Here is a 25115-nt window from a genome sequence, read left to right on the forward strand (position 1 = left end):
CCTTAATCCATGCGTCTTCTCTAATAATGCCCCAAATCAAATGCTCCGTCAATGAGATCGGATATGCATTGCGTGCAGCTTATCCGCTTCTAACCTTAACCAAAAAAGCACGACGCTGGGGCGCCGTGCCTTTAGGCTCATTCGTTCTTACTCGCTCTTCTTCTCCGGCATCTGCTGGAACAGCAGGTTGACGGACAAATTGCTGCCCGGAGCCGCCGTGAAAATCAGATCCACGGTTTGCTCGCGTTCCCCGGTGCGGAACAGCACGCCGTTATCGTTAGGGGCGCTGAGTCCGCCAACGTTCGCCAATCCCACGATGTCCCCGTTGACCATAACCGCTCCCATATAAGCACCCCCACGTGGATTAAACGAGATCAGTGTGTTTGGGGCGACGCGGTACAGCTTGATCCGGTACAAGACGCCGAAGTTACCGGCGTTCATGCGATATTCCCCGGTTGGACCGTCGTATCCGATCAGGAATGGGTCACTGGAGTTATCGCCAATCAACAACCGGGATGGCGTATTGCCGATCAGATCGGTCACTTCGATATTGCGGTTGGCCTCCATATAGGTACCGCGATTATGAATATCAGGTGCTAATGCACTCAGATAAGGCAAAGTCTTGAACGGGTCTTGATCCTGATCCACCATAATGACCGTGTAATTCAAGGTGTGATCGCTGTACAAGTCCGCAAACAGCGAGATGACATCTCCCTGCTTCATTGAGGTAGCGCTCAGCTCGTTCAGGATGATCTTGCTTTCCCCTGGAGCAAACCAGGTATCCTTGTATTTGTTGCCGGTTTGCATCGACTCATAATAACGCTGTACCGAAGCTTTCCCCGCCGCTGTAGCGTAATTGCTCGGACCGCCAAAACCCAGGTTGCTCTGCGTTAGTCGCGTCGTTTCACCATTATTGTTCGTCGCGATGACGTACATTTTGACCGATTTCCCGGTCGCATTGGCGTGGTGGATCATGAAGCGCGTATTTCCGATGGCGGCTTCCTTATACAGAATCCCTTTGGAATAGACCGTTTCCGGGCTATTGCTGCGGATCAACGTTACCGCTTCGGAAGTGAACGCGTATTTGAGCCGTTCCCAGCTTGGCACCTGTGTACCGTCAAACGTATATTTTTCCCCTACAGGCATAAACAGCTTGTTGAATTCGTCCCGCGTATAGAGCGTTTCGTTCGTAATCGTAATCGTCTTCTCTACGGTCGAATACAAACCAAATTTGTTGACGACCTTCAGGCGGATCGTCATCTGCCCTGGCGTAAAGAACGCCAGTTGTTTATTTTCCCACACGCGTTCGGTGATGGCCACTTCATCCGTACTGAGGTCAGTGTAAGTGATCATTTCACCCATTTTATAGGTGTCTTTATCCGTCGTAAAATTCGCTACCGGCGGCGTATGCGGCTTGCTGACATGAATCGTCAGCGTATACGGATTACTCCATTGACCGCTGGAATCCTGAACCCGGTATGTAACGGTGTAATCCCCCGGCGTCATGAACATATCCTGGCGCCCGATCCACTCCTCGTTTACGATCGGAAGTCCAATCGGCGAGGAAGCATTCGTTACATACTGAACCTGCGTTTCACCGGCGACCACTTCATTGTTGCCAATCGTAAACGATGCATACGGCAGAGTATTCAAATTAACGATCACTCGTTTGCCTACCGAATCGTAAGAATACGTGATATTTAAGGCCTTCGTAATCGCCGTCAACGGCACCATGAAGTTATTCTTGGCTGAATAAGATTTCCCACGCATCGTCTGCGTTACGCCATTGACCTTGTAAGAGGTCGTATTCAATTTGAACCGAAGCTCGTCGCTGCCTCGCTTGATGATCGTTTCCTTGGTTTTATTGTCAAAAGACAGCTGGAATCCCGCCCGTTCCACGATCGCCCGGATCGAAATGTAGGATACGCCGTCCTTTACTTCCATTGGATAGCCGGCAAGGTACTCCTTCCCGTTCTGGTACATCTTGTTGCTGTTCACCATCAAAATCAATTGGCCCGAGTTACTCTGGTTTTGCGTGCCTTGATCTGCTGGCGGGGTTACCGGGCTGGTTGGAGGCAAAGATTCGTCACCGTTCTCCGTCCCGTCCTGGCTATCTCCGGGAATCGTTTCCCCCGTCGTTCCATCATTCGTTCCTTGATCCAAAGGCGTATCGCCGGGTTGGACAACATCGGTTGGTTGGGTCGATGTCCCGTTATTCGCAGGCTGCTGCGTCACAGTCGACGGATCCACGCCGTTCCCTTGCCCCATTTCCTCCGCGCTAGCCGGAAGCACCATGGAAATTTGCGATGCTACCAACATCGTGGTGATCAACAATCTCTTTAAATTCATGCCTAAACTCCCTTACTCTCCCATTTTATAAAGCACCCTTTATCTCACAATGTATTAAACGCAAGTAAAAACGAAAAGTTGCTGACACGAACGACAATAAATTGGCAAAAGAAGTCGTTCGTTGCCGCATTTTCCTTTATTTTTTGACAAATCACCACAAAAAACGCCCGGAAAACACTCCCGGGCGTTGCCGCAAAACCTTTCATTAACCTTGGATCAAGCTGACCGGTAATACTCCTTGTGGCTGCGCTTGGCCAACCAAGACCTTAGCGGCTGCATCCAGTGAATAAGGGCGGTTCTCGTATAAACAGAGATACGTCTCGATCTCCGGAAACGCGAGCAAATCGTAAGGATTCCGCGTAGACACGATGATCAGGCGTTTATCTGGAAGCTGCAGAAGCCGCCGCACCAAGGATTGCTGGCCTTCGGGGATCCCCCCTTCCGCCGTATAGGTTGCCACAACGATCTGGTCGAACTCTTTGCTTCGTTCCATCACCGTGGTTATCTCCTCGTCGCTGGGCTGTGTGCCGATCACCGTCGCAGATACCTGGCCATGAAGCGGCCGTAGAGCATCCGCTAGCGTATAGGGATGCACCGCCGGCTCATCGACTTCGGTGCGGTGCCGCAGCTCCGGCCAGACGACCAGCACCGGCCGATCGCTCTCAAGCGGCAGGCTGCCCGCACCCTTCACAAGGGTCATGCTGCGCTCTGCCGCTCTCCGCAATAGCGCACCGCTCTCCGCCTCCGGCGTCAGCGGCCCTTCCCCCGCGGTCGCGGCAGTTAACGCCTGTTCCGCGCTGCCGATCCGCTTCGCCTTGAGCGCCAGAATGCGCTCTAACGAGCGGTCGATCCGCGCTTCGCTGATCCGGCCGCTCCGCACCGCTTCGGCCACCCGTTCAATCGCCGCGCGCTGGTCCGCCAGCGTATGGCTCACGAGCACGAGGTCCGCGCCGGCTTCGATCGCCTGCACCGCCCCTTCGGCGATGCCGTAATGCTCCGCAATAGCCTTCATCTCCAGGCAGTCGGTGACGATCAGCCCGCCAAAGCCCAACTCTTCGCGTAGCAAGCCAGTCAGCACGCGACGTGATAACGTCGCTGGGATCCCGTCCGGCTCGAACGCCGGGAAGATCACATGCGCCGTCATAATCGCATCGACGCCTGCCGCAATCGCTTCGCGGAACGGCGCCAGCTCGACTTGGTGCAGCCGCTCCTTCCCGTGCGGGACGCTGGCCAAGCCGCGGTGGGAGTCCACTGCCGTATCCCCGTGGCCCGGAAAATGCTTGGCCGTCGCGATCACGCCTTGGGTCTGATAGCCGCGTACCGCCGCAGCTCCCTGAACGGCCACTCGATCCGGACGCTCTCCGAACGAACGTACGCCGATCACCGGATTCGCCGGGTTGTTGTTGACGTCGACGCAAGGCGCAAAGTTGAAGTTGATGCCGAGCTGCAGCATCTCCTTCGCCGCCAGCCGCGCCACATCCTCCGTCAACGACGGATCATCGGCTGCCCCTAGCGCCATATTACCGGGAATGCGGCTCATCCCCTCATGATCCAACCGGGATACCATGCCGCCCTCCTGATCAATCGAAACGAACAGCGGAAGCTCCGGCCTGCTGCGGGGCAGCGCTTGTAAGCTTCGCGAAAGCTCAGCGAGCTGCTCCACCGAGGCGATATTCCGCCGGAAATAGACCACGCCGCCTACATGGTAACGCTGCACCAGCGTTTGAATGTGTTCGTCCGGCACCAGGCTATGAAATCCGCAAATAAACAGCTGCCCGATCTTCTCCTCTAACGTCCATGCCTTCCCATCCACGAGTTATCCCCCTTAAGATACGTTCGATTCCTTCTGCCGAAAGTCCGACGGCGTCATGCCGGTATACTTCTGAAAAACCTTGGTGAAATAACGCCGTTCCTGGTAACCGATGGAGGTCCCGATCTGCGCGATCGAACGCTCGCTGCTGCGCAGCAGGCATTTCGCCATCTCCATCCGCTGTTTCGTTAGGTACTCCACAAACGTTTCGCCGAAATGGTTCTTGAAGAGCAAGCAGAAATAACTGCTGCTGATGCCGAGATAATCGGCGATATCCTCGATCCCGAAGTCGCGGCCAAGATGATTCTGAATATAATTCTGCGCGGACATCATTAGCAGCTCCGTGGACTTCTTCGCCGACAAACAGCTGCGTGACTGCTCAAGGAGCGAGACGATCAGCGATAGCAGCTCCTTCAAGCTCATCGGTTCCCGTAGCCGCTGCCATAACGCTTCTTCCTGTTCTCGCGGCAGCATCTGCAGCTCACGCATTTCGCGCAGCAAATGAATAAGCAGGTAGTGCATCAACTTCTCGGCCGCACCCGCCCTCTGTTCATCCAGACGGCCGAAATACGATTTTAGTTCTCCGGCGATGCGGTCCAAGACCTCTTGGCTTCCATTACGCAATCCGGTCCCCAGCTGTTCGATCCAGCCCCATTGCAATTCCATCGCGTCTTTCCTTGAACGGTCCTCGTCCGCAGGCGCTGTGTCGGCTCTCACGAACCCTTCCTGCGCCGATCCCAAAATCAACCGATGCTGCAATTGATGGTACAACACCGATAGTTCCTGCAACCGATGCGGCTGTGCGGTCATACAGATTCGAACCGGCAGTTCCTCCTTGCTATGGATCAGCTGCCGTATACGTTCAAATCCTGGCATCAGCGTGTCCTCCCCATACGACCGATCCGATTCGGTGGCCGGGAATACCAGACACCATTCTCCTTCACGGATCTGGAGCACGACCAAGTCGGATAGCACCACGCCAAAGATGTCCTTTAGCGCATGCTTGATATGCAAATTCCAAGCTTTGCGCTCATGGAGTGTCCAAACGATCGAACGATGCGAATATCCCTCCAGATCCAAGAGAAGCATGGCGTAACGGCGTTGTTCTACTCCAACGTCTTCGTCGTCCCACAGCAGCCCCTCCCCATCCGTCTCCTGCCCAAGCAGGGAATGCAGCAGGAAGTTCTCGTTGGCCAGATCAACCACCTGATTCAGCCGCTGTTCCTTATTTTGGGTTTTGCGTTTCTCACGAATCTGCTTGGCAACTCCCCGAACCGTTTCCTCCAGCTCAAAGTAATTGATCGGCTTGCAAATGTAATCCTTGACGCCATAACGGATCGCAGTTCGAGCATACTCAAATTCCTGATACCCGGTCAACAGCAAGATTTCGCAAGGAATTTCGCGCTCCCGGAGCTCTTGCAGCAATTGAATCCCATCCATGACCGGCATGCGGATATCACTTAAGATCAAGTCGGGACGATGAATGGAGGCCAGCTCCAACGCTTCCTTTCCGTTCTTGGCCAGTAAGACGCTATCGAACCCCATATCTTCCCAAGGCAATACCTTCGACAAGTTCGTGAGAATATGAATTTCATCGTCAACCAGCAACGCTTTTAATCTCATCGAAATCACCCGCCCCATATCTTGGTATCACACATTGAATCGTTGTTCCATATCCGGGCAGCGAACAAATAAATAATCCATACCTGCTCCCATACTGATACCTCAGCCGGTCATACACGCTGCGGAGTCCCAGCCCCCGGCGTTCATGACTTGGATAAGGCGCCAAGGAACGGTATGCCGGATCGTCCATATCCGCGTATTGAATGTTCGCCAGCTGCTCGTTCGTCATCCCAATTCCGTTGTCTTCGATTCTCAGCAGGATGCGGTCCTGTTCCATTCTCCCCGTGACCGTGATCCTGCCTTTATAGTCGATCCCCTCAAACCCGTGCTGAATGCTGTTCTCCACGAGGGGCTGCAGGGTCAATTTTAACAGCAGGCAGTTCTTCATCTCGTCCGGTATATCGATAACATACTCAAACAGTTCATCAAACCGGAATTTTTGTATTTCTAGATAGCTGCGTAAATGCTCGACTTCCAAGCTCAGCTTGATCTCTTCCTTATCCTGAATGCTGATTCGCAAAATGCTGGCAAGACGGAGCACCATCTCGCTGACCTTACGCCCTTCATTCTGAACCGCGAGCACGTTGATCGATTCCAGCGTATTAAAGAGGAAATGCGGCTTAATCTGGGCCTGGAGGACGCGCAGCTCGGCGTTCGCCTTCTGCAGTTGTTCCCGTTTGACCTGATCAAACAGCTCATTGATTTTATCCATTTGATTGTTAAAGCCTTTTTGCAGCAGAAGCAGCTCGTCATCGCCTTTCTCATCCACGCGGGCGTTCAGATCGCCGCTCTCGACCTTGCGCATGAACCGTACGATCACGCCGATCGTTCCGGTAATCCGATTGATAAAGATGAAGTTAAACAACATCGCCGTCAATACGCATACACAGATAATGGCGACAAACCATTTTGCAAAGGTCGTCACCTCCTGCGACAAATAACTCCATGAAGTCACCGAGACGAGGCTCCACGGGTAATCCTGCAATTTGTAAATCGAGACGACGCTCTCTTTCCCGTTAAATTTCCCTTTAAAACTCCGATACCCCTCGCCCAACTCCCAGTCCTTCAGCAGATAAGCTCCGATTTGCTGACCGTCCAGCTCTGATTGATAATCGTACAGAATCAGGCCCTTATCATTGACCAACATAAACCGGGTATCCCGCATCTGGCTGCCGAGCTTCAGGTTCTGAAAAATCTTCTCGAACTCCCAGTTCTTGATCTGCACCACCAACACGCCAACCCGCTCCAGATTGCTAAGCTCCTTAATCAGGCGAATTTGCGTAAACACGTTGTCCGACCCGGTGAGTTCCGGATATTCGTGCGGAGCGATCCATTTGGGTTGGCCGTTTAGAGCCATCACTTCCGTATATAAAGGATGCTCCTTGAATTTCTCGTAGGGCAGCGTCTCAAAATTTTCCTTATTGAAAATAGCGATAACATTGGATTCCCGGCCCCCGTGAATGTTATACAGAAACGCGTAATCGATGGCCGGATGGCTATACAGCAAGGATCGGAAATTTCGCTGATTGGCGTTCAGCTCCAGCTGCGTCGTGGCCGTCAAATCCTGGGTATCCGGGTCTTTGGCTGACAATGCCGCCTGAAACACCCCTTTGGCAATGCCGTTATCGGTGACATTGTCCATCTCCTGGAAGACGTTCTTGATGCTGTAGCCGATTGCCTTCAGCGAATATTCCGCCTGCTGGCTGTATTTCTTCTCGATCGAGTTGAACGTGACGAAGAACGTGATAATGCCAAGCACAAATAAGGGAATGATCACTAATCCTAAAAAGGCGGTAAATAGTTTGATCCGTAAATTCATCGGCGGCAGCTCCCAATTGGTAAGACTCCCCTTATTTTAACATGCCCCCGTCTATCCTTTAACGCTGCCGGCCGTAACGCCTTCAATTATTTTTTCCTGGAGCACCGCATAGATGATCATGACCGGCAGCACGCTGAACACGATCCCTGCCGACATTTGTGCATAATTCGTGTTGTATGCGTCTCGGAAACCCACCATACCAACCGGGAGCGTACGCAGTTCTTCACTGGACAGAAAATAATTGGCCAGCAAAAACTCGTTCCAATTGCCGAGAAAATTGATGATGAACACGGTCACGATCGCCGGCACCGTCAGAGGGAGCATGACTTTGAAGAACATCCCTAACGAAGATAGGCCGTCCATGACGGCAGCCTCTTCAATTTCTCCGGGGATGGAGCGCATGAATGCTGCCAAAATGATGACCGAAAAAGGAATCGCGTTGGCCACATAAGGCAATATCAACGCCATATGCGTGTCGAGCACATTCAAGTTCCGCATCATGCCATAGATCGGCAGCAGCAGCGAATTGTTCGGGATCAGCATCCCCAGCAGGATGAGCTGGAACACGATCGCGCTGATTCGGTTGTACCGCATGCGCGTCACTGCAAACGCCAGCATCGCTGCAAAGAAGATGGACAAGCAAGCTGACAATACGCCGATGTATAAGCTGTTAAAGAAAAACGTGCTGATCTTGGCGTTAACCCATGCATTCACGTAATTATCGAATATGATCGACGACGGCAAACCAAACGGATTCGACGCAATCGCCTGGTTATCGGTTTTGACCGAGGAGAACAACACGAACAGAAACGGATACAAAATGATGAGTAGATACGCCATGAGAAACAGATGCGGGATCGACTTTTTTAGCATTCTCATCAGTATTCAATCCTTTCTGTGCGTCTGACCACGAGGATTTGGTACACGGCGGTAATGATGATCGTAAACGCAAAAATGAGCACCGCGATGGCATTGCCAAATCCATGGCGGAAGCTGGTGATCGCGTAGCGGATCATATAGGTTGCCATGACGTCCGTCGAACCGGCCGGGCCGCCTTTGGTCATGACCAAGACGATATCGGCCGCTTTCATGGCTCCGGCTACCGACAGCATGATGACGACGCTAATAATCGGCATAATTAACGGAATCGTAATTTTGACGGCTCGTTGAATGCCGTTCGCCCCGTCGATCGCCGCCGCTTCGTCTAGCTCGCGAGGAATCGCCAGGATCGCCGCCAACACCATGACGATATAGAACCCCGTCCACTGCCAGGCATTCGTAATGAGGATAGAAATCATCGCCCAATTCTTGTCGGATAACCAATACACCGGGGAAATCCCAAACACGCCTAGCAATTGATTCATCAATCCAAAATCGGGATTATAAATGAACCCCCACAATATCCCGATGACGGCCGTCGACATGATCGATGGCATAAAAACAGCCGTCTTGTACAATCCCTTCAGCTTCTTTACATTTGCAATCAGCAAGGAGAAGAACACGATCAGCGGCACCTGGACCAAGCAGGAGAACAAAATAAAGTACACATTGTTCCGCACCGATTTCCAGAACGCTTGATCCTCGAACGCCATCGTGTAATTATCCAATCCAATGTAAGTCATGTGTTTGGAAATGCCGTTCCAACTAGTAAAGCTGTTGTTGATGGCCGTGAAGATCGGATAAATGAAAAAGGCAAAGAACAAGATCAATGCCGGGAGAACAAACAAACCATAGATCAGAGGACTTCTGAGCGCTTTGTTCATGCCAATCCCTCCGTAGTTGGAAGCAAGGGCGTCCCCCCGGACCGCTGCCGGCGGTTGACGCCCTTGCTCGATGATCATATTAGATGATTACTCTGCTGCGGCATTGGCCGCTTCTTGCGCCGCCTGTACATTTTCCAGCATCTTCGCCGGTTCGATTTCACCGCCGATGATTTGTTGGATGCCCATGCTAAGCGCCGTGTTGACTTCCGCTTGCACGAGGGCGTCAAATGCCGGGAACGAGGTGCCGATTTCGCTGACCGCTTTGAATATATCCTGCATCAACGGGTCGTCGGACGCCGTTTTCATTTGTTCCAGATCCATTTTCATCGCCGGCAGTACACCGTCTTCTTTCAAGCCGCGCAGCTGCATTTCGTCCGTCCACATGTTTTTGATGAATTCCTTGACAGCCGCAAGCTTCCGCGGATCCTCTGCAACGGCGCTGGAGAAGCCATAACCGTTATTGGCGTCCTGCATGACAACTACCGGATCGCCTGCGTTCACCGGCGGCATATTGAAGAACCCGATTTTTCCGACCATATCGCCGGCTTGAGCCGGATCACGGAACACGGAGTTGGCCCAGGAGCCGTCCATCATCATGATCGCTTCGCCCGTAATGACTTGGTTTCTCATATCTGCGTATTCGAAACCCAGCTCGCCTTTCTTGTAGTAACCCTTTTGTACCCATTCCTGATGTTTCGCGATGGCCGTAACCATCTTCTCATCGGTCCATTTTGTTGTACCTGTTTTGAAGCCATACGTGATCTCCGGTCCAGCATAGTACGACCACAGGTTGTTGGTTGTCATCAGCGGAATCCAAGCATCCTTGGAGGACTGAGCAAACGGAATTTTACCGTCCGCCTTGATTTTCTCGGCGAGTTGCTCCAGTTCTCCAAGCGTCTTAGGCACCGTCAGGCCTTTGGCCTCGAAATATTCTTTATTGTAGAAGTAGCCTTCGATCGAACCGCCGATCGGCAGGCCGTACACTTTACCGTCCAGGGTAAACGGATCCAGTGTCGTAAATTTATCTTTAATGCCCAACTCCTCGATAATCGGCGTCAAGTCCAGCATCAAGCCTTCTTTGGCATACAGCTGGGCATCCGGGCTGCCGAATACGTCGAAGACTTCCGGCGGTTTGCCTGCGGCCATCTCACCCCGCAGTTTTTCTTTGCGGTTTACTTCAGAATCGACCGCATCCAGCTTGATGGTTAAGCCTGGCACGGCGGCTTCCGTTTGTTTGACTACATCCTCCAGCATCGCCAGGCGGAATTTCTTGGAATCCCCAACCTGCGTGTGACGGATCGTAATTTCAAACGGATCGTTATTCGTTTCCGTTTCCGTCCCCGCATTCGACGTGCTCTGACCTTCGTTCGCCGGGGCAGCATTCTTTCCGTTATTCCCGGAATTGGAATTGCCGCAGCCCGCCAGCAGCGCGGATGCGATAAACACAAGAGATAGCAACAGCGTTAAACTCTTCCTCATGTTCTATAGACCCTCCTCAAACTCGTTTATGTGATACACCCTCATTATAGAAAGCGCCATCAGCTTTGATAAGGAGGACATTTTTCTATTAAGGGGATAATATCATCTAAATCGCAAAATGAAAACGGTTAAACCTAACATCTATCGAAAGGTTTAACCGTTTAAGGTTGGGATATTAAGTTTTGATGTAAGATTTACTTACACATATTTAGGATTTAGCTGCGGTTTGCTGCTCGCCTTCATGAATCAACCGATAAGCTCGTTCGATCTCCTCATCCGTCGGGGAAGGCACGCCTTCGAGTGGATAAGCCCAACCGAGTTCCTGCCATTTGTAAATCCCCATTTGGTGGTAAGGGAGAATTTCGAATTTTTCTACGCCTCGGAGACTGCCGATAAACCGCCCAAGCTCCAGTAAATCCTGCTCATCTTCGTGGATGCCGGGAACATAAACATGACGGATCCACATTTTCCGGTCGTGGTCAGACAACCAGTGCGCCATCTTCAACATCCGATCATTTGGCTTGCCGGTCAACTTGATGTGTTTCTCGTTGTCGATATGCTTCAAATCCAGCAGCACCAAATCGGTAACGTCCAGCAGATCGCGAATCTTGTCCCCTTCATTGTATCCGTTCGTATCCAGCGTCGTATGAAGGTTCCAGCGTTTCTTCGCTTCCCGGAACAATTCGGTGACGAACGGCGCCTGCAGCGTGGCTTCGCCGCCGGATACCGTCAGTCCGCCGCCCGAAGAACGGTAATAACTCAAGTACGGCTCGATTTCGGCAAGCACTTCTTCTACGGTCATTTCCTTGCCTTCGGTCAGGCTCCAGGTGTCCGGGTTATGGCAATACTGGCACTGCAGCAAGCAGCCCTGCATAAAGAGGACGAAGCGAATCCCCGGCCCATCTACCGTTCCGAAAGTTTCCAATGAATGTATGCGACCTTTAAGCATCTTCCGTCACCCTTTCCATGATAAGCCGGCCGATAAAAGAATGAGGAGAAAGGCGATTGGCCTAACTCCCCATTCTATCGTTCAGCTTGTATTATTGCTGCCTGTCAGCAGAAGGTTCTTACATTTTGCCGTGGAACGTCCGGTTGATGACATCAAGCTGTTGCTCGCGAGTCAACTTGATGAAGTTCACCGCATAACCCGATACGCGGATCGTCAGCTGTGGATATTGCTCTGGATGATCCATTGCGTCTAGCAAAGTCTCACGGTCGAATACGTTAACGTTCAGGTGATGTGCGTTGCTGCCGAAGTATCCGCCCATCATCGAAGCGAGGTTCGAGATGCGGGTATCTTCGTCTTTGCCCAGCGCCTTAGGTACGATCGAGAAGGTGTTCGAGATGCCGTCCAAGCTGTGCTCGTAAGGCAGTTTCGCTACCGAGCTCAGGGAAGCCAAGGCACCTTTCTTATCGCGGCCGTGCATTGGGTTCGCACCTGGTGCGAACGGTTCGCCGGCTTTACGTCCGTCAGGCGTTGTACCTGTTTTCTTACCATATACAACGTTCGAGGTAATTGTCAAGATCGATTGTGTTGGCAATGCGTTCCGGTAAGTTTGGTGTTTGCGAATCATGCCCATGAATGTTTCTACCAAGTTCACCGCGATTTGGTCAACACGGTCGTCGTTGTTGCCGTAGCAAGGGTATTCGCCTTCGGTAACGAAGTCAACGGCGATGCCATTCTCATTGCGAACCGGTTTAACCTTCGCGTATTTGATCGCGCTAAGCGAGTCGGCCACAACCGACAGACCAGCGATACCGCAAGCCATCGTACGCAGGATATCACGATCATGAAGCGCCATTTCGATCCGTTCGTAAGCGTATTTGTCATGCATGAAGTGAATGACGTTCAGCGTATTTACATACAATTTAGCCAACCATTCCATCATTGGAACGAAACGTTTCATGACTTCGTCATATTCGAGATATTCGGAAGTGATCGCTGGATATTCCGGACCTACTTGCGATCCGTATCTTTCGTCTTTACCGCCGTTGATCGCGTACAGTAAGCATTTTGCCAAGTTCGCGCGAGCGCCGAAGAATTGCATTTGTTTACCAATTCTCATTGCAGATACGCAGCAAGCGATACCGTAGTCGTCGCCGTAGATCGGACGCATCAAATCGTCGTTTTCGTATTGGATCGAACTGGTTTCGATCGATACTTTGGCACAGAATTTCTTGAACGCGTCCGGCAGTTTATCCGACCAGAGCACGGTCAGGTTTGGTTCTGGAGCAGCCCCCAGGTTGTAGAGCGTGTGCAGGAAGCGGAAGCTGTTCTTTGTTACGCGGGTTACGCCTTGTACAGACATCCCGCCGATCGATTCGGTTACCCAAGTTGGGTCGCCGCTGTACAATTCGTTGTATTCCGGAGTTCTCAGGAATTTTACGATCCGCAGTTTCATGACGAAGTGGTCAACTAGCTCTTGAGCCGTTTCTTCCGTCAACACGCCTTCAGCCAGGTCGCGTTCGATATAAGCGTCGAGGAACGAAGATACGCGGCCAAGGGACATTGCAGCGCCGTCTTGTTCTTTAACGGCTGCAAGGTATCCGAAATACAGCCATTGGAAAGCTTCTTTCGCATTGTTTGCTGGTCTAGCGATGTCGAACCCGTACATTTGACCCAGTTGTTTCAACTCGCCCAAAGCGCGGATTTGCTCGGACAACTCTTCGCGTTGGCGAATGACTTCTTCGCTCATCACGTCAACATCAAGTTCGGCATGCTCTTGTTTCTTTTGATTGATCAGGAAGTCCACGCCGTACAGGGCTACGCGGCGATAGTCGCCGATGATGCGGCCGCGGCCGTAAGCATCTGGCAAGCCGGTGATAATCCCGGTATGACGAGCGTTTCTCATATCTGCAGTATAGGCATCAAATACGCCTTGGTTATGTGTTTTACGAACGTTCGTGTACAGATCCACGATATCTTCCGGAAGCTCAAAGCCGTAAGCTTTACAAGCGGTAATAACCATCCGGATGCCGCCGTTAGGACGGATCGTGCGTTGGAAAGGCGCGGAGCCTTGCACACCAACGATTTGTTCTTTGTCTTTGTCAAGGTATCCAGGAGCATGGGAAGTAATGGTCGAAGGCGTGTTTACGTCAACATCCAATACGCCGCCAGCTTCTCTTTCTTTCTTGGACAAGCCCGATACGATTTCCCACAAGGCCTTCGTGTTAGCCGTAGCGCCTTTCAAGAAAGATTCGTTACCGACATAAGGCGTGATGTTCGTATCGATGAAATCCTTGGTATTCACCTCATTCATCCATTTGCCCGGTTTGAAGCCTCTCCATGCGTTTTGCACTTCTTGCACTTCTTTTTCGATCACCGACATCTTTATTCCCTCCATTTTATATAGTGGTCGCGGTTTGAAGGATATATCCCGCGCCTCATGATCCCTAAAATTTGTGATACTTTTCACAACTTAGACAATAATTGTGCCCGGCCATCCGGACCGGGGTTCCACTCCATCATCACTCTATGAGGGATCATTTATAATGTAATCATAGCTTATGTCCTATAAAAAGATTGTGACAAATATCACATTAAGTGATATTTGTCACGTTTTCATGAAGCGATGTTCACTTATTCTTCAAATCTTCCGTAGAAGGCGTCGCGATATACATCAGCCAGTTCAGTTACGAGCGGCAGCTTCGGATTCGCCGTCGTACATTGGTCTTCAAAGGCACGATCTGCCAAGTAATCGACGCGCGATTCAAAATCCTTCGGATCGAAGCCAAGCTCTTGGAACGTTTCCGGAATGCCCAGTTTTTTGTTCAGGTCGCGGATGGCTTTGATCAAGCTCTTCACGCCTTCTTCCGTCGTGCGAGCCGGAAGTCCCAGGATACGGGCGATTTCCGCGTAACGCTCGTCGGCCACGAAGTTCGTGTATTTCGGCCAAGCGGCGAATTTCGTAGGTTTCTTCGCATTGTACCGGATCACATGCGGCATCAGGATCGCATTCGTGCGTCCATGCGCCGTATGGTATTGGCCGCCCCATTTATGCGCCAAGCTGTGGTTGATGCCGAGGAATGCGTTCGCGAACGCCATACCCGCCAGGGTCGAAGCGTTGTGCATTTTCTCGCGGGCCAGTTTGTCGCCGGTCAGCGCGGATTTCTCCAGCCACTCGAACACCAGTTGGATCGCTTTGATCGCGAGGCCGTCCGTAAAGTCGTTGGCCATCACCGACACGTAAGCTTCGATTGCATGTGTCAGTACGTCCATACCGGTATCGGCTACCGCAACCTTCGGCAAGCTGTATACAAATTCAGGGTCAATGATCGCCACGTCCGGCGTCAACTCGTAATCCGCCAAAGGATATTTCGTGTTGCCGTTGACTTTGTCCGTAATAACCGCAAACGAGGTGACTTCGGAACCCGTACCCGACGTTGTTGGAATCGCAACAAATTTCGCTTTTTGTCCCAGACGTGGGTATTTGTAGATCCGTTTGCGAATATCCATGAATTTTTGCTTCAGGTTATGGAAGTCGGTATCCGGATATTCGTAGAACAGCCACATGCCTTTCGCCGCATCCATTGGCGAACCGCCGCCCAAGGCGATAATGCAGTCCGGTTGGAATTTGGCCATCAGCTCGGTCCCGCGTTCCACGGTCGTCGTCGATGGATCCGGTTCGACATCCGAGAACACTTCGATAGCAACCGGCGTTTGGCGTTGACGCAGATAGTGTTCCACTCTTTCCACATAGCCCAGCTTCACCATCATCGGGTCAGTGACGATCAGCACGCGGGAGATGTCCGGCATTTTGGCCAGGTATTGCGTCGAATTCTTCTCGAAGTAGATTTTGTTAGGCACTTTAAACCATTGCATATTCACGGTACGACGATTCACCCTTTTCACGTTGATCAGATTGACAGCCGTGACGTTCGACGAAGTCGAGTTGCGTCCATACGATCCGCAGCCCAGCGTCAGCGACGGCAGGTTCGTGTTGTAGATGTCGCCGATACCGCCTTGCGAGGAAGGCTGATTTACCAGGATCCGGCAAGTCGGCATCCGTTCCGAGAATTTTTGAATCACTTCTTCATTATCCGAGTGGATGACCGAGGAGTGACCCATGCCGCCGAATTGAACGACTTCCAGAGCACGTTCGATGCCTTGTTCCGCGTTTTTCACTTTGTAGCAAGCGAGTACAGGGCTCAATTTCTCAGCAGACAACGGGAATTTCGGACCCACGCCTTCGATTTCAGCAACGAGAATTTTCGTTCCAGCCGGCACGTCGATGCCGCACATTTCCGCGATTTTTACCGCAGGTTGGCCGACGATCGAAGGATTCACTGCACATTTGTCGGCGATGATCGCGCCTGCAGTCAGCTTCGCAGCTTCATCTTTATTAACGAAATAACAACCGTTGGCGATCATTTTCTTCTTCACTTGGTCGAAAATCGGTTCTTCAATAATGACCGCTTGCTCGGATGCACAAATCATGCCGTTGTCGAACGTTTTGGAAAGGATCAGGTCGTTGACCGCTTGATCCAGGTCTGCGCTCTTTTCAATGAAGCAAGGAACGTTACCAGGGCCAACACCCAGTGCCGGTTTGCCGCAGCTGTAAGCGGCTTTAACCATTGCGGATCCGCCGGTAGCCAAGATGCAGGCGATGTCATGGTGATTCATCAGAGCGTTCGTGCGATCCATGGAAGGATTTTCGATCCACTGGATGCAATCGGCCGGTGCGCCGTGTTTAACGGCAGCTTCGAGCAATATTTTAGCGGCTTCCGTACTGCAGGCTTGAGCGGATGGATGGAAACCGAAAATGATCGGGTTACGTGTTTTGATGGCGATCAGAGATTTAAAGATGGTGGTTGACGTTGGGTTTGTCACCGGGGTAATCCCCATGATGATTCCCACGGGTTCGGCGATTTTTTGGAAGTTGTCGTAAGGACTATCTTCGATTACGCCTACCGTTTTATCGTACTTGATGCTATGCCAGATGTACTCCGTCGCAAACATGTTTTTGATGATTTTGTCCTCGTACACCCCGCGGCCCGTTTCTTCAATCGCCAGTTTCGCGAGATGCATGTGTTTGTCGAGCCCCGCCAAAGCCATGGCTTGCACGATGTTGTCGATTTGCTCTTGATCCATGCTCATGAAGGCTTCGGATGCTTTCTTCGCCTTGTCGATCAAAGTTTGAATGTAATCTTGCGCGGTTGCCTGTGCTTTTGGAGCCACTTCGTTTTTAACGGCCATCTCTCTCATCCTCCTAAGTGGTTTAAGGATTTTGCCTGCAGGTACGGGTGATCAATGTCTCGTGAAAAAATTCACTTGCAAGCTAACCCTTATGAAGCTTGTGTGCTTCTCTTTATGTCTTGATCATAGCACAGGGGATGGTCTTTGTATAGTGAATTATTTCACATACTTTAAAAAAATTGAAAGTTTTCACTTGCCATGATTTTATTTTCATATATACTTTACATTGTGTGAAAATTTTGAATTGATTTTTGTAAGCCCAAGCCTGCTATTGTGCGCTTTACATAGCGCATTTATATCATCTGACAAAGTGAATTTTCTCACAATGTTGAAATTTCGACACTTTTTCAGGCTTTACGGCCCCCAAAAAACCGAAAAAACGTTATATAATTAATTTAAAATTTTCAGAAAAATTTGGAGTACAAAGGGGAAATCGATGATGAGTGAAATTTTAAATGCCACCCTGCCCCGCGGTAATACGAGCTGTTTTACAGAGCAAAACTTCAATCGCCTTCTCGTTACGATGAAAGACAAAGCATATCCCGAGGGGACGCATTTGTTCTGGGAAGGTGACTTTTCCGATAAACTGTTCTACATCAAGCGCGGCCGCGTGAAGTTGACCAAATCGACAGATGAAGGCAAGGAATTGATCCTTTACATGTATGGTCGCGGCGACATGGTCGGTCAGGCCGATCCGTTCTTCAGCACGAAGCACAGCTTCACCGCCGAAGTCATCGAAGACTGCGAAATAGGCGTCATCGAGCAAAAGGATCTGGAAATCATGATCTGCCAGCATTGCGATTTCGCCATCGATTTCATGAAATGGATGGGAATCCATCACCGTTTGACCCAGACGAAATTCCGTGATTTGATGATGTACGGCAAACCAGGCGCATTGTGCTCGACACTGATTCGCCTTAGCAATACGTATGGCGAACAACATGGAGACACGATTCTGATCAACAAGAAGATCACTCACACCGACTTGTCCAACATGATCGGAGCAACGCGCGAGAGCGTCAACCGCATGCTGAGCGATCTGCGCAAGAAAGACGCGCTGGAGTACGAGAACGGCATGATCGTGATCAAAGACCTCGTGATGCTGCAGGATATTTGTCACTGCGAGCTATGCCCGAACGAAATTTGCCGTATCTAATTGCCCGCAGCTTCATCACCAATAGACGCTAGTGCTAGCGTATCGAACCGTCCCTTCTTTGGTTGGACGGTTTTTTGCTTTGTTCTTCTTCATATAAAGCAAAGCAAATCCCCCAAGCTTCGTCTATGATAGACGAACTTGGGGGATCATTCTCAGCTCCTGTTATGTCCTACGCCTTCTTGCGCACAGGCGAAATGAACCAATATGCCATACCGACAAACACGGCGCCGCCAACCATATTGCCTAGTGTAACCGGCACCATGTTGTGCAACCATCCAGCGACCGTAACCGTATCCGGATGATTCGGTAGCAGCAGCGACAAGCTGAGCAAAGTCATATTGGCCACGCTATGCTCGTACCCGCTCGCGATAAACGCATAGAGGCACCACCAGATCAAGACGAGCTTGGCGATATCCTCCTTGGCCCGGTTCGCCATCCAAAGTGCCAAGCAAACAAGCCAGTTGCACAGAATCCCGCGAAAGAACAGCTCTGTCACCGGAGCCCCCATCTTCTTGGCGGAAGCGGCAAAGATCAAATGCTCCGGCGCGGCCGTCTTAAACAAACCGCTGCCGACGATTAACAGGCAAAGCACTAACGCACCTGCCAGGTTACCTAGAAAAACGAGGGTCCAGTTCTTCGCCGTATCGCCGACCGTTGTCCGCTTCGCGAGCGTACTAGCCGTAAAGAACATATTATTGCCGGTGAACAGTTCGGAGCCAGCAAACACAACCAACGTCAGGGCCAGCCCAAAGGACATCCCCATCAGCATCGTCTGATACGGCGATTTGACCACGGCGAGCGGTCCGCCGATGCTGAAGATCAGAATGATCCCCAACCCGACATAAGCCCCTGCCAGCATCGCCGACACGAAATAACGGGACAGACTTTCGTTCATCTTATCTTTTTTCTTGACGGCCGCTTCCACGATCGCTTCCACGTTTTGCGTAAACATTTGTGTTCCTCCCCCATATGAAGCCTGCCTTGCTTTCAAAAAATGCGCGGCGACCTCTCGATCACCGCGCTTCAGTTCATCCCGCTACGCTTGCTGCAGCACCGCTGCAGCAACGAAAACCTGTCCCTCTTCCACCTTGACCGGAAACATCGTCACCTGGCCGGTATCCGGCGCTTGAACCTGTCCGGTGGTCAGGTCGATTTTCCAATCGTACAATGGATCATACAGATAATGACCCGAAACGATGCCCTCGGCCAGCGGTCCGCCCTTCGGATGGGGATTCTGGTTTAATGCCGCAAAAATGCGACCATCCGACGTACGAAACACCGCGATCGACTGACCGGCCAATTCCACCACCCGACCGATCTGTGGCAGGAACTCCTCCAAGGCGCCTACAGGGTAAAACGTATCACCACTCAACTCCATCTTCATGCTTGATAACCCCTTTCGCTTTAGACGCTACATTACAGCTGGTTGCTCATTTCCAACGAATGATACAATTTACCGCGTTGATCATCGTCGTTCAGCACTTTTTGCCAAGGATCCGTCACTTGAGTCAAGGCAAATTCAATCCGTTCCATCAACGCCTTGCGGTTCTCGGTGTCGTCGACGACAACCGAGCGAATGTGCTCGAGCCCCATCCGTTCCACCCACTCCGACGTTCTCTCCAAGTAGTTGCCGGTTTCACGGTAATATTGCATGATTGCACCGCACAGCTCGATCAGTTCCTCATCGGTTTTTACCTTGCATAGCGAATCCGCCAAGCGCGCCTTGATCCCGCCATTGCCGCCGATAAAGATTTCCCAACCGCCATCATTACCGACGATACCGATGTCCTTCGTGCACGATTCGGCGCAGTTCCGCGGGCAGCCGTTAACCGCCATTTTGAATTTGGCCGGGAAATCAAGCCGTTCGAATTTACGCTCCAGCAGCGCGCCCATACCCATCGAGTCCTGAGTCCCGAAGCGGCAGAATTGCGAACCAACGCATGTTTTGACCGTACGCAGCGATTTGGCATAAGCATACCCCGACGGCATATCCAGCTCTTCCCAAACTTTCGGCAGATCTTCTTTCTTCACCCCGATCAAGTCGAGCCGTTGTCCGCCCGTGACCTTCACCACTTTGACATCGTATTTCAAGGACACGTCGGCGATTTTCTTCAGATCTTCCGGGGTTGTTACGCCGCCGTACATCCGTGGTACCACTGTGTAAGTGCCGTCCTTCTGGATGTTGGCATTCATCCGTTCGTTGACGAAACGCGAAGCCTTCTCATCCTCGTGCGTATCCGGGTAAATCATGCCCAGGTAGTAGTTGATGGCGGGCCGGCATTTCGAGCAGCCTTCCGGTTGCGACCATCCGAGTACGTTCATAACCTCTTTGGTGGTCTGCAGCCCTTTCTCCTTAATTTCCGCAACGATCTCATCGCGGCTCAGTGTCGTACAGCCGCAAATCCCCTGCTTCGCCGTTTGCGTGAAGCCGTCTCCAAGTACATATTGCAAGATTTGCTCCACGACCGGTTTACACCCGCCGCAAGAACGGGTCGCCCCGGTGCATGCCTTAATCTCGTCCACCGTCGTCATGCCTTGATTCACAACACAATCCACGATCGTACCCTTGGTAACCCCGTTGCAGCCGCAGACGATTTCCTCGTCGCTCATCGTTTCGACCGAGGCCTTCTTCTTGGCTCCGCCGCCGCAGCAGCCTCCGCCCATCAGCGACTCGTACAATTCGTCGGTCATCTCTGCGCCTTGCTTGATCAGCTTCTGCAGCTCGGCCGAATCCGTGATATCGCCGAACAGCACCGCACCTACCAGCTTGCCATCCTTCAGCAAGATTTTCTTATACGTGCGCTTCCAATCGTCCTTGTTCGCGATGACCGTATGTTCCGGCCCGTCGATGAATTCGCCGGTCGAGAAGACATCTACGCCGGAAATTTTCAGCTTGGTCGATACGACCGAACCTTCATAAGGTGGAGTGTCTACGCCGCTGATATGCTTGGCCATCACGTTCCCCTGCTCGAACAGCGGTGCGACCAGACCGTAACAGATTCCGCGGTGCTCGGTGCACTCACCAACCGAATAGACTCCCTCCAGCGAGGTTTGCATGTAGTCGTTGACCACGATCCCGCGATTCACTTCCATTCCGCTGGCCTTGGCAACGGCGACATTTGGTTTGATCCCTACCGCCATAACAACGAATTCCGCCGCAAGCTCCGTGCCGTCCGCGAACCGCAGCCCGCGTACCCGGTTATCCCCTAGCAACTCCGTCGTTTGTGCGCCCATCTTGAACTTGATGCCCTGACGTTCCAATTCCGCTTGCAGCATGCCTGCCGCTTGATGGTCCAACTGGCGTTCCATCAAATCTTCCATCAAATGCACGACCGTCACGTCCATGCCAAGCTGCACAAGCCCCTTGGCCGCTTCCAAACCGAGCAAGCCGCCGCCGATCACGGCCGCCGTCTTATAGGTGTTGGCCGCTTGCAGCATTTGCTCACAGTCTGCGATATCGCGGAATCCAACGACTCCCTCCTTATCACTGCCCGGAATTGGCAGAATAAACGAAGTCGAGCCGGTAGCAATCAACACTTTATCGTACGGAACGCGTTGCCCGTTATCGGCCACAACCTCTTTGGCCTCCGCATCGATCCGCTCGACCGTGGTCCCCATATGCAGCGTAATCCCATGTTCTTTATACCAATTCAAATCATTCAATACGATGTCATCCATCGTTTTGCTGCCTTCCAGCACATACGACAGCATGATCCGGTTATAGTTCGGATGCGGCTCGCTTCCGAAGACCGTAATGTCAAATTTCGTAGTCAACTTCAGGATTTGTTCCACGGCGCTGATGCCGGCCATTCCGTTCCCGATCACGACCAGTTTCTCTCTGTCCGTTCCCATATTCGTAATGCCTCCTCCTATAAATACCTAGATCTCTAGTGTCTTTACGATAGTTCAATTTTTAAGTGATGCTCTTAGTATAAATTTAAAATTGCAGATACCTTGTGATTGCATTCACATTAATTGTGAAAGAATACACAAACTTTTGTCATAACTATTTTCATGAACCTATTGAAAAAATCCGCAACCCCGGTTATGACCAGGACTGCGGATTCCATAAGTTTTGTCGAGTACCTACATCTATTTCTGCTTTAAGACAATTTCCACATTGTCCTGTGGCTTTAATCTCATATCCAGCCCCGTATCCAGTAGCTTCTTTCCGTTCACCTTCAGGATCCACTGTTCGTTCTCTTGGGGAGTATACCCGCCGACCGATACGATGGATTTGTTGGTGGGACTAAACTGAACGATGCCGCTGCGTTTTAGAAGATCCCTGACCGTCGTGTTATCGTCGTATTTATTGACGTAATACTTCTTCTTCGGACTGCCCCCATCGATAATCAATAGCAAGGACGCCTGCTGCGGGATCGCTTCAAAGCTATCGACCGTCTTGACATAGACGAGCAGCTTGTCGCCAATCTTCAACTCATGATCCCAGTCGCTGGGATCCAGCTCTTTGTCATTCAACTGCGTTCCCCACTCCAGGGTAGAATCCAGCGACACTTCCCCAACCGATTGGATTGCCGATTGATCCTCCGTGAACCTCACGATCCCACTGCTCTCCAGCGCATGACGTGCCGTTAGCCCAGCCATATAATCGTAATGCAGGCTGCGCGTCACATCGGGGATAAAGGTACCCCCGTCGATCGTCAACGTGATGTCGTGGGGTTGTTCTTTGTCGGTTCTCTGTGCTTCCGCCGGTGCCGTTTGATCCGTAATTTGGCCTTGGGCGCAAGCCGTCACGATTATTGCTATTCCTGCCATCCATCCAACAAGCCATCGCCATCTCTTGTGCATTGCCGCCCCCTGCCCTTCTCCTATCATTGTCCCAACCCGGGCAATAGAATATTCCTTATCTTAAGGATACCGGACAAGGCGCAGGTTCTCAAATTTTATACAAACGGCGGCTCGCGGAAGCGAAAGACCACTTATTCTGTGTATCGCGGGAATAACACGTTATTTTCAAGATGTACATGCGTAAAGGTCATTCCCTCCAACTCCTCCAGGCGCGCGTAAGTCAGACGGTACGTCGTGCAGGCATGAGCCGGCGGTTGAAAATCCCCGGTGAGCTCGCGCAGCTGTTTCAAGATATTCCCTGCACCGTCATGCTCCGATTCCAAATCGGCAATCGCGCCCTGCAGTTTTTCGAGCACTTCCGGTTCGCGGCCTGCATCCCAGTTGAGCATCTTCGGAAATACCTCGGCCTCCTCTTTGTCACTGTGCGCCAACAGCTCACGCCGCAACTCGCCGAACAATCGGGCCACCTCCAGCAGGTGAGGATCTATTTCACCGTGAACGCGCGAGACCTTCGTCACGTATTTTTGAATTTCCGGGAGCTCCTCCCGTAAATAACGGTGATGTTTGCCTACGATATGTTCAACCAGGTCCGCAGATGACGCTTGAAGCCAGCCTTCTTCTCCTCCTGTATGCGGATGCTCAGCTAACATACGGTTCAAGTCCTCCAGCAACAGCTCTACCGGAACGCCGCTTTCTTCCGCCGACTCGGTAATCGGACGGTTTCCCCCGCAGCAAAAGTCGATTTTCCGTTGCCGGAAATAATCCGCAGCTTTGGGAAACCGCAGCACGATATCTCGAACTTTATCGGTCATTTGAAATTCTATTGGATTGATATCCATTTCTAAAACCTCCTGAAATAATGAAGTCAAGCTTACCTCTTCACCATACTTCACGAGGTACACCTGCTTGGTGATTGCGCTCACTTCGCCATAAACCTGATTGCCTTATAAAATAAAAAGGCCCCCTGTCTCAGGAGGCCTGTCGTATGTTCTTATTTATTACTTAAGTACGTCGTGATCAACGTAACGCTCGCCATTCAACTCACTGATCAGCTCGATCGCAACCTTCGCACCGTCACCGGCGGTGATGATCGTATGCACGCTAACCCCAGCAACCGTTCCTGCTGCCCAAACGCGCGGAATGCTCGTACGTCCCTCGCCATCGGTAGCAATCACGGTTTTGATTCTAGGTTCCCGGCCATCCTTCAGCTCCAAGCCGATAGCGCTTGCAAGATCGGTTAAGGCACCAGTGGCTAATACGATATGGGACGCTTCATAACTGCGGCCGGATTCGGTCTTGACAGTCACTTTCGATCCGCCGTTGGTATCTACGCCCGTCACTTTTTCTTCAATGAATTTCGCGCCGAATTTCTCCGCTTGCTCCCGCCCGATCTTTAGAAGATCCGGTCCGGAAATATCCTTCGCGCCGTAATGATTCTCGATCCATGCCCGTTTGGTCATGCTAGCGTTGCTGTCCAGAACGAGCGTTTCTTTACCCGCTTTGGCCAAGAAAAGCGCTGCGCTGGCTCCCGCCGGTCCTGCTCCGATAACAATTACCTCAGCCACAAGTACACCCACTTTCTATTGTTTTCATGCCGCCCGCTCGCCGGTAACGGCATGCCGATCACTTGATCCACTCCGTTGCCCAAGCTTGAACTTCATCCATCACCGGACGAAGCGCACGCCCCTTTTCGGTCAATTCATATTCAATACGAACCGGTGTCTCAGGATAAACGTGACGGATCAGGATCCCTTCACATTCCAAATCCTTCATCCGCTCCGACAACATTTTATCGCTCATGGAAGGAATCTGATTGGAAATATCCTTGAATCGTTTTGGCCCGCTCATCAGCGTATTGATGATCAAACCGTTCCAACGTTTGCCGAGAAACGAAAAAGCCGATTCAAAACGCGGACACATCGCATGAGAATGCTCATCCATAAAATTCACCTCGTTATCATTGCCCGCCTAAAGGCTTAAGACTTACATTTTGTTAGTATATTTCATATTAGCACATTTGTCCTTGGAAAGTAAGGGGGTACCCTTGTCATTTGAAAAACGGCCGCCTTGGCGGCGGCCGCTAATATAGTATATTACGCTGGTTGTAACTT

The 25115-nt window shown here is 51.5% G+C and carries 18 protein-coding genes; 1 reads left to right on the forward strand and 17 read right to left on the reverse strand.

All coding sequences use genetic code 11. From position 1 onward, the window contains the following. Nucleotides 1–147 precede the first annotated feature (147 nt). From IM700_RS08165 to adhE, 10 genes are all read right to left on the reverse strand, one after another. Nucleotides 148–2349 (reverse strand): stalk domain-containing protein, encoded by a 2202-nt coding sequence (locus IM700_RS08165; protein ID WP_193415904.1) that lies wholly within the window; start codon nucleotides 2347–2349, stop codon nucleotides 148–150. A 205-nt stretch (nucleotides 2350–2554) separates the two neighbouring features. Further along, a complete protein-coding gene (nagZ, locus tag IM700_RS08170; protein ID WP_193415903.1) occupies nucleotides 2555–4162 on the reverse strand; it encodes a beta-N-acetylhexosaminidase in 1608 nt (535 codons plus the stop codon). A 12-nt stretch (nucleotides 4163–4174) separates the two neighbouring features. Continuing rightward, nucleotides 4175–5782, reverse strand: coding sequence for a response regulator (locus IM700_RS23365; RefSeq protein ID WP_193415902.1), 1608 nt, complete (start codon nucleotides 5780–5782; stop codon nucleotides 4175–4177). Next, nucleotides 5757–7601, reverse strand: a complete 1845-nt coding sequence (locus tag IM700_RS08180; RefSeq protein WP_193415901.1) for a cache domain-containing sensor histidine kinase — start codon at nucleotides 7599–7601, stop codon at nucleotides 5757–5759. The genes IM700_RS23365 and IM700_RS08180 overlap by 26 nt, the downstream gene beginning before the upstream one ends. A gap of 51 nt (nucleotides 7602–7652) precedes the next feature. Next, entirely contained in the window at nucleotides 7653–8480 is an 828-nt protein-coding gene (locus IM700_RS08185) for a carbohydrate ABC transporter permease (protein ID WP_155605488.1), read from the reverse strand. Then, entirely contained in the window at nucleotides 8480–9364 is an 885-nt protein-coding gene (locus IM700_RS08190) for a carbohydrate ABC transporter permease (protein ID WP_155605489.1), read from the reverse strand. Before IM700_RS08190 ends, IM700_RS08185 begins: the two co-directional genes overlap by 1 nt. Nucleotides 9365–9451: 87 nt before the next feature. Beyond that, complete coding sequence (locus IM700_RS08195) at nucleotides 9452–10843, reverse strand: ABC transporter substrate-binding protein (protein WP_193415900.1); 1392 nt, start codon at nucleotides 10841–10843, stop codon at nucleotides 9452–9454. A 208-nt stretch (nucleotides 10844–11051) separates the two neighbouring features. Next, nucleotides 11052–11792 (reverse strand): pyruvate formate-lyase-activating protein, encoded by a 741-nt coding sequence (pflA, locus tag IM700_RS08200; protein WP_193415899.1) that lies wholly within the window; start codon nucleotides 11790–11792, stop codon nucleotides 11052–11054. A 118-nt stretch (nucleotides 11793–11910) separates the two neighbouring features. After that, nucleotides 11911–14172, reverse strand: coding sequence for a formate C-acetyltransferase (pflB, locus tag IM700_RS08205; RefSeq protein WP_193415898.1), 2262 nt, complete (start codon nucleotides 14170–14172; stop codon nucleotides 11911–11913). Between the two features lie 251 nt (nucleotides 14173–14423). Then, entirely contained in the window at nucleotides 14424–17039 is a 2616-nt protein-coding gene (adhE, locus tag IM700_RS08210) for a bifunctional acetaldehyde-CoA/alcohol dehydrogenase (protein WP_155605493.1), read from the reverse strand. A gap of 439 nt (nucleotides 17040–17478) precedes the next feature. On the opposite strand from adhE, the gene IM700_RS08215 reads away from it, so the two are divergent. Then, a complete protein-coding gene (locus tag IM700_RS08215; RefSeq protein WP_155605494.1) occupies nucleotides 17479–18195 on the forward strand; it encodes a Crp/Fnr family transcriptional regulator in 717 nt (238 codons plus the stop codon). Between the two features lie 169 nt (nucleotides 18196–18364). Here the strand turns inward: IM700_RS08215 and IM700_RS08220 are convergent, their stop codons facing one another. The 7 genes from IM700_RS08220 to IM700_RS08250 form a co-directional block, all read right to left on the reverse strand. Then, entirely contained in the window at nucleotides 18365–19147 is a 783-nt protein-coding gene (locus tag IM700_RS08220; RefSeq protein WP_193415897.1) for a formate/nitrite transporter family protein, read from the reverse strand. 84 nt (nucleotides 19148–19231) lie between these two features. Further along, nucleotides 19232–19579: a nitrite reductase small subunit NirD gene (nirD, locus tag IM700_RS08225; RefSeq protein ID WP_193415896.1), complete on the reverse strand. Its 348-nt coding sequence runs from the start codon at nucleotides 19577–19579 to the stop codon at nucleotides 19232–19234. A gap of 32 nt (nucleotides 19580–19611) precedes the next feature. Further along, nucleotides 19612–22047, reverse strand: coding sequence for a nitrite reductase large subunit NirB (gene nirB, locus IM700_RS08230; protein WP_193415895.1), 2436 nt, complete (start codon nucleotides 22045–22047; stop codon nucleotides 19612–19614). A 240-nt stretch (nucleotides 22048–22287) separates the two neighbouring features. After that, complete coding sequence (locus tag IM700_RS08235) at nucleotides 22288–23004, reverse strand: hypothetical protein (RefSeq protein ID WP_193415894.1); 717 nt, start codon at nucleotides 23002–23004, stop codon at nucleotides 22288–22290. Nucleotides 23005–23135: 131 nt separating this feature from the next. Beyond that, on the reverse strand, nucleotides 23136–23843 hold the full coding sequence (gene ric / locus IM700_RS08240; RefSeq protein ID WP_193415893.1) for an iron-sulfur cluster repair di-iron protein: 708 nt from the start codon (nucleotides 23841–23843) through the stop codon (nucleotides 23136–23138). 159 nt (nucleotides 23844–24002) lie between these two features. Continuing rightward, complete coding sequence (locus tag IM700_RS08245) at nucleotides 24003–24569, reverse strand: FAD-dependent oxidoreductase (RefSeq protein ID WP_193415892.1); 567 nt, start codon at nucleotides 24567–24569, stop codon at nucleotides 24003–24005. Between the two features lie 58 nt (nucleotides 24570–24627). Beyond that, nucleotides 24628–24945: a winged helix-turn-helix transcriptional regulator gene (locus IM700_RS08250; protein ID WP_068785129.1), complete on the reverse strand. Its 318-nt coding sequence runs from the start codon at nucleotides 24943–24945 to the stop codon at nucleotides 24628–24630. Nucleotides 24946–25115: the final 170 nt, after the last annotated feature.

The organism is Paenibacillus rhizolycopersici, from assembly GCF_014947195.2.
Lineage (GTDB): Bacteria > Bacillota > Bacilli > Paenibacillales > Paenibacillaceae > Fontibacillus > Fontibacillus rhizolycopersici.

Excerpts from the sequence above, each read along its gene's own strand:
- IM700_RS08235 (WP_193415894.1), bottom strand. The coding sequence starts at position 23,004 with ATGCACAAGAGATGGCGATGGCTTGTTGGATGGATGGCAGGAATAGCA.
- nirB (WP_193415895.1), bottom strand. The coding sequence starts at position 22,047 with ATGGGAACGGACAGAGAGAAACTGGTCGTGATCGGGAACGGAATGGCC.
- pflB (WP_193415898.1), bottom strand. The coding sequence starts at position 14,172 with ATGTCGGTGATCGAAAAAGAAGTGCAAGAAGTGCAAAACGCATGGAGA.
- IM700_RS08215 (WP_155605494.1), top strand. The coding sequence starts at position 17,479 with ATGAGTGAAATTTTAAATGCCACCCTGCCCCGCGGTAATACGAGCTGT.
- IM700_RS08195 (WP_193415900.1), bottom strand. The coding sequence starts at position 10,843 with ATGAGGAAGAGTTTAACGCTGTTGCTATCTCTTGTGTTTATCGCATCC.
- ric (WP_193415893.1), bottom strand. The coding sequence starts at position 23,843 with ATGGATATCAATCCAATAGAATTTCAAATGACCGATAAAGTTCGAGAT.
- IM700_RS08220 (WP_193415897.1), bottom strand. The coding sequence starts at position 19,147 with ATGTTTACGCAAAACGTGGAAGCGATCGTGGAAGCGGCCGTCAAGAAA.
- pflA (WP_193415899.1), bottom strand. The coding sequence starts at position 11,792 with ATGCTTAAAGGTCGCATACATTCATTGGAAACTTTCGGAACGGTAGAT.
- IM700_RS23365 (WP_193415902.1), bottom strand. The coding sequence starts at position 5,782 with ATGAGATTAAAAGCGTTGCTGGTTGACGATGAAATTCATATTCTCACG.
- IM700_RS08190 (WP_155605489.1), bottom strand. The coding sequence starts at position 9,364 with ATGAACAAAGCGCTCAGAAGTCCTCTGATCTATGGTTTGTTTGTTCTC.
- IM700_RS08165 (WP_193415904.1), bottom strand. The coding sequence starts at position 2,349 with ATGAATTTAAAGAGATTGTTGATCACCACGATGTTGGTAGCATCGCAA.
- adhE (WP_155605493.1), bottom strand. The coding sequence starts at position 17,039 with ATGGCCGTTAAAAACGAAGTGGCTCCAAAAGCACAGGCAACCGCGCAA.
- IM700_RS08250 (WP_068785129.1), bottom strand. The coding sequence starts at position 24,945 with ATGGATGAGCATTCTCATGCGATGTGTCCGCGTTTTGAATCGGCTTTT.
- IM700_RS08180 (WP_193415901.1), bottom strand. The coding sequence starts at position 7,601 with ATGAATTTACGGATCAAACTATTTACCGCCTTTTTAGGATTAGTGATC.
- IM700_RS08185 (WP_155605488.1), bottom strand. The coding sequence starts at position 8,480 with ATGAGAATGCTAAAAAAGTCGATCCCGCATCTGTTTCTCATGGCGTAT.
- nirD (WP_193415896.1), bottom strand. The coding sequence starts at position 19,579 with ATGAAGATGGAGTTGAGTGGTGATACGTTTTACCCTGTAGGCGCCTTG.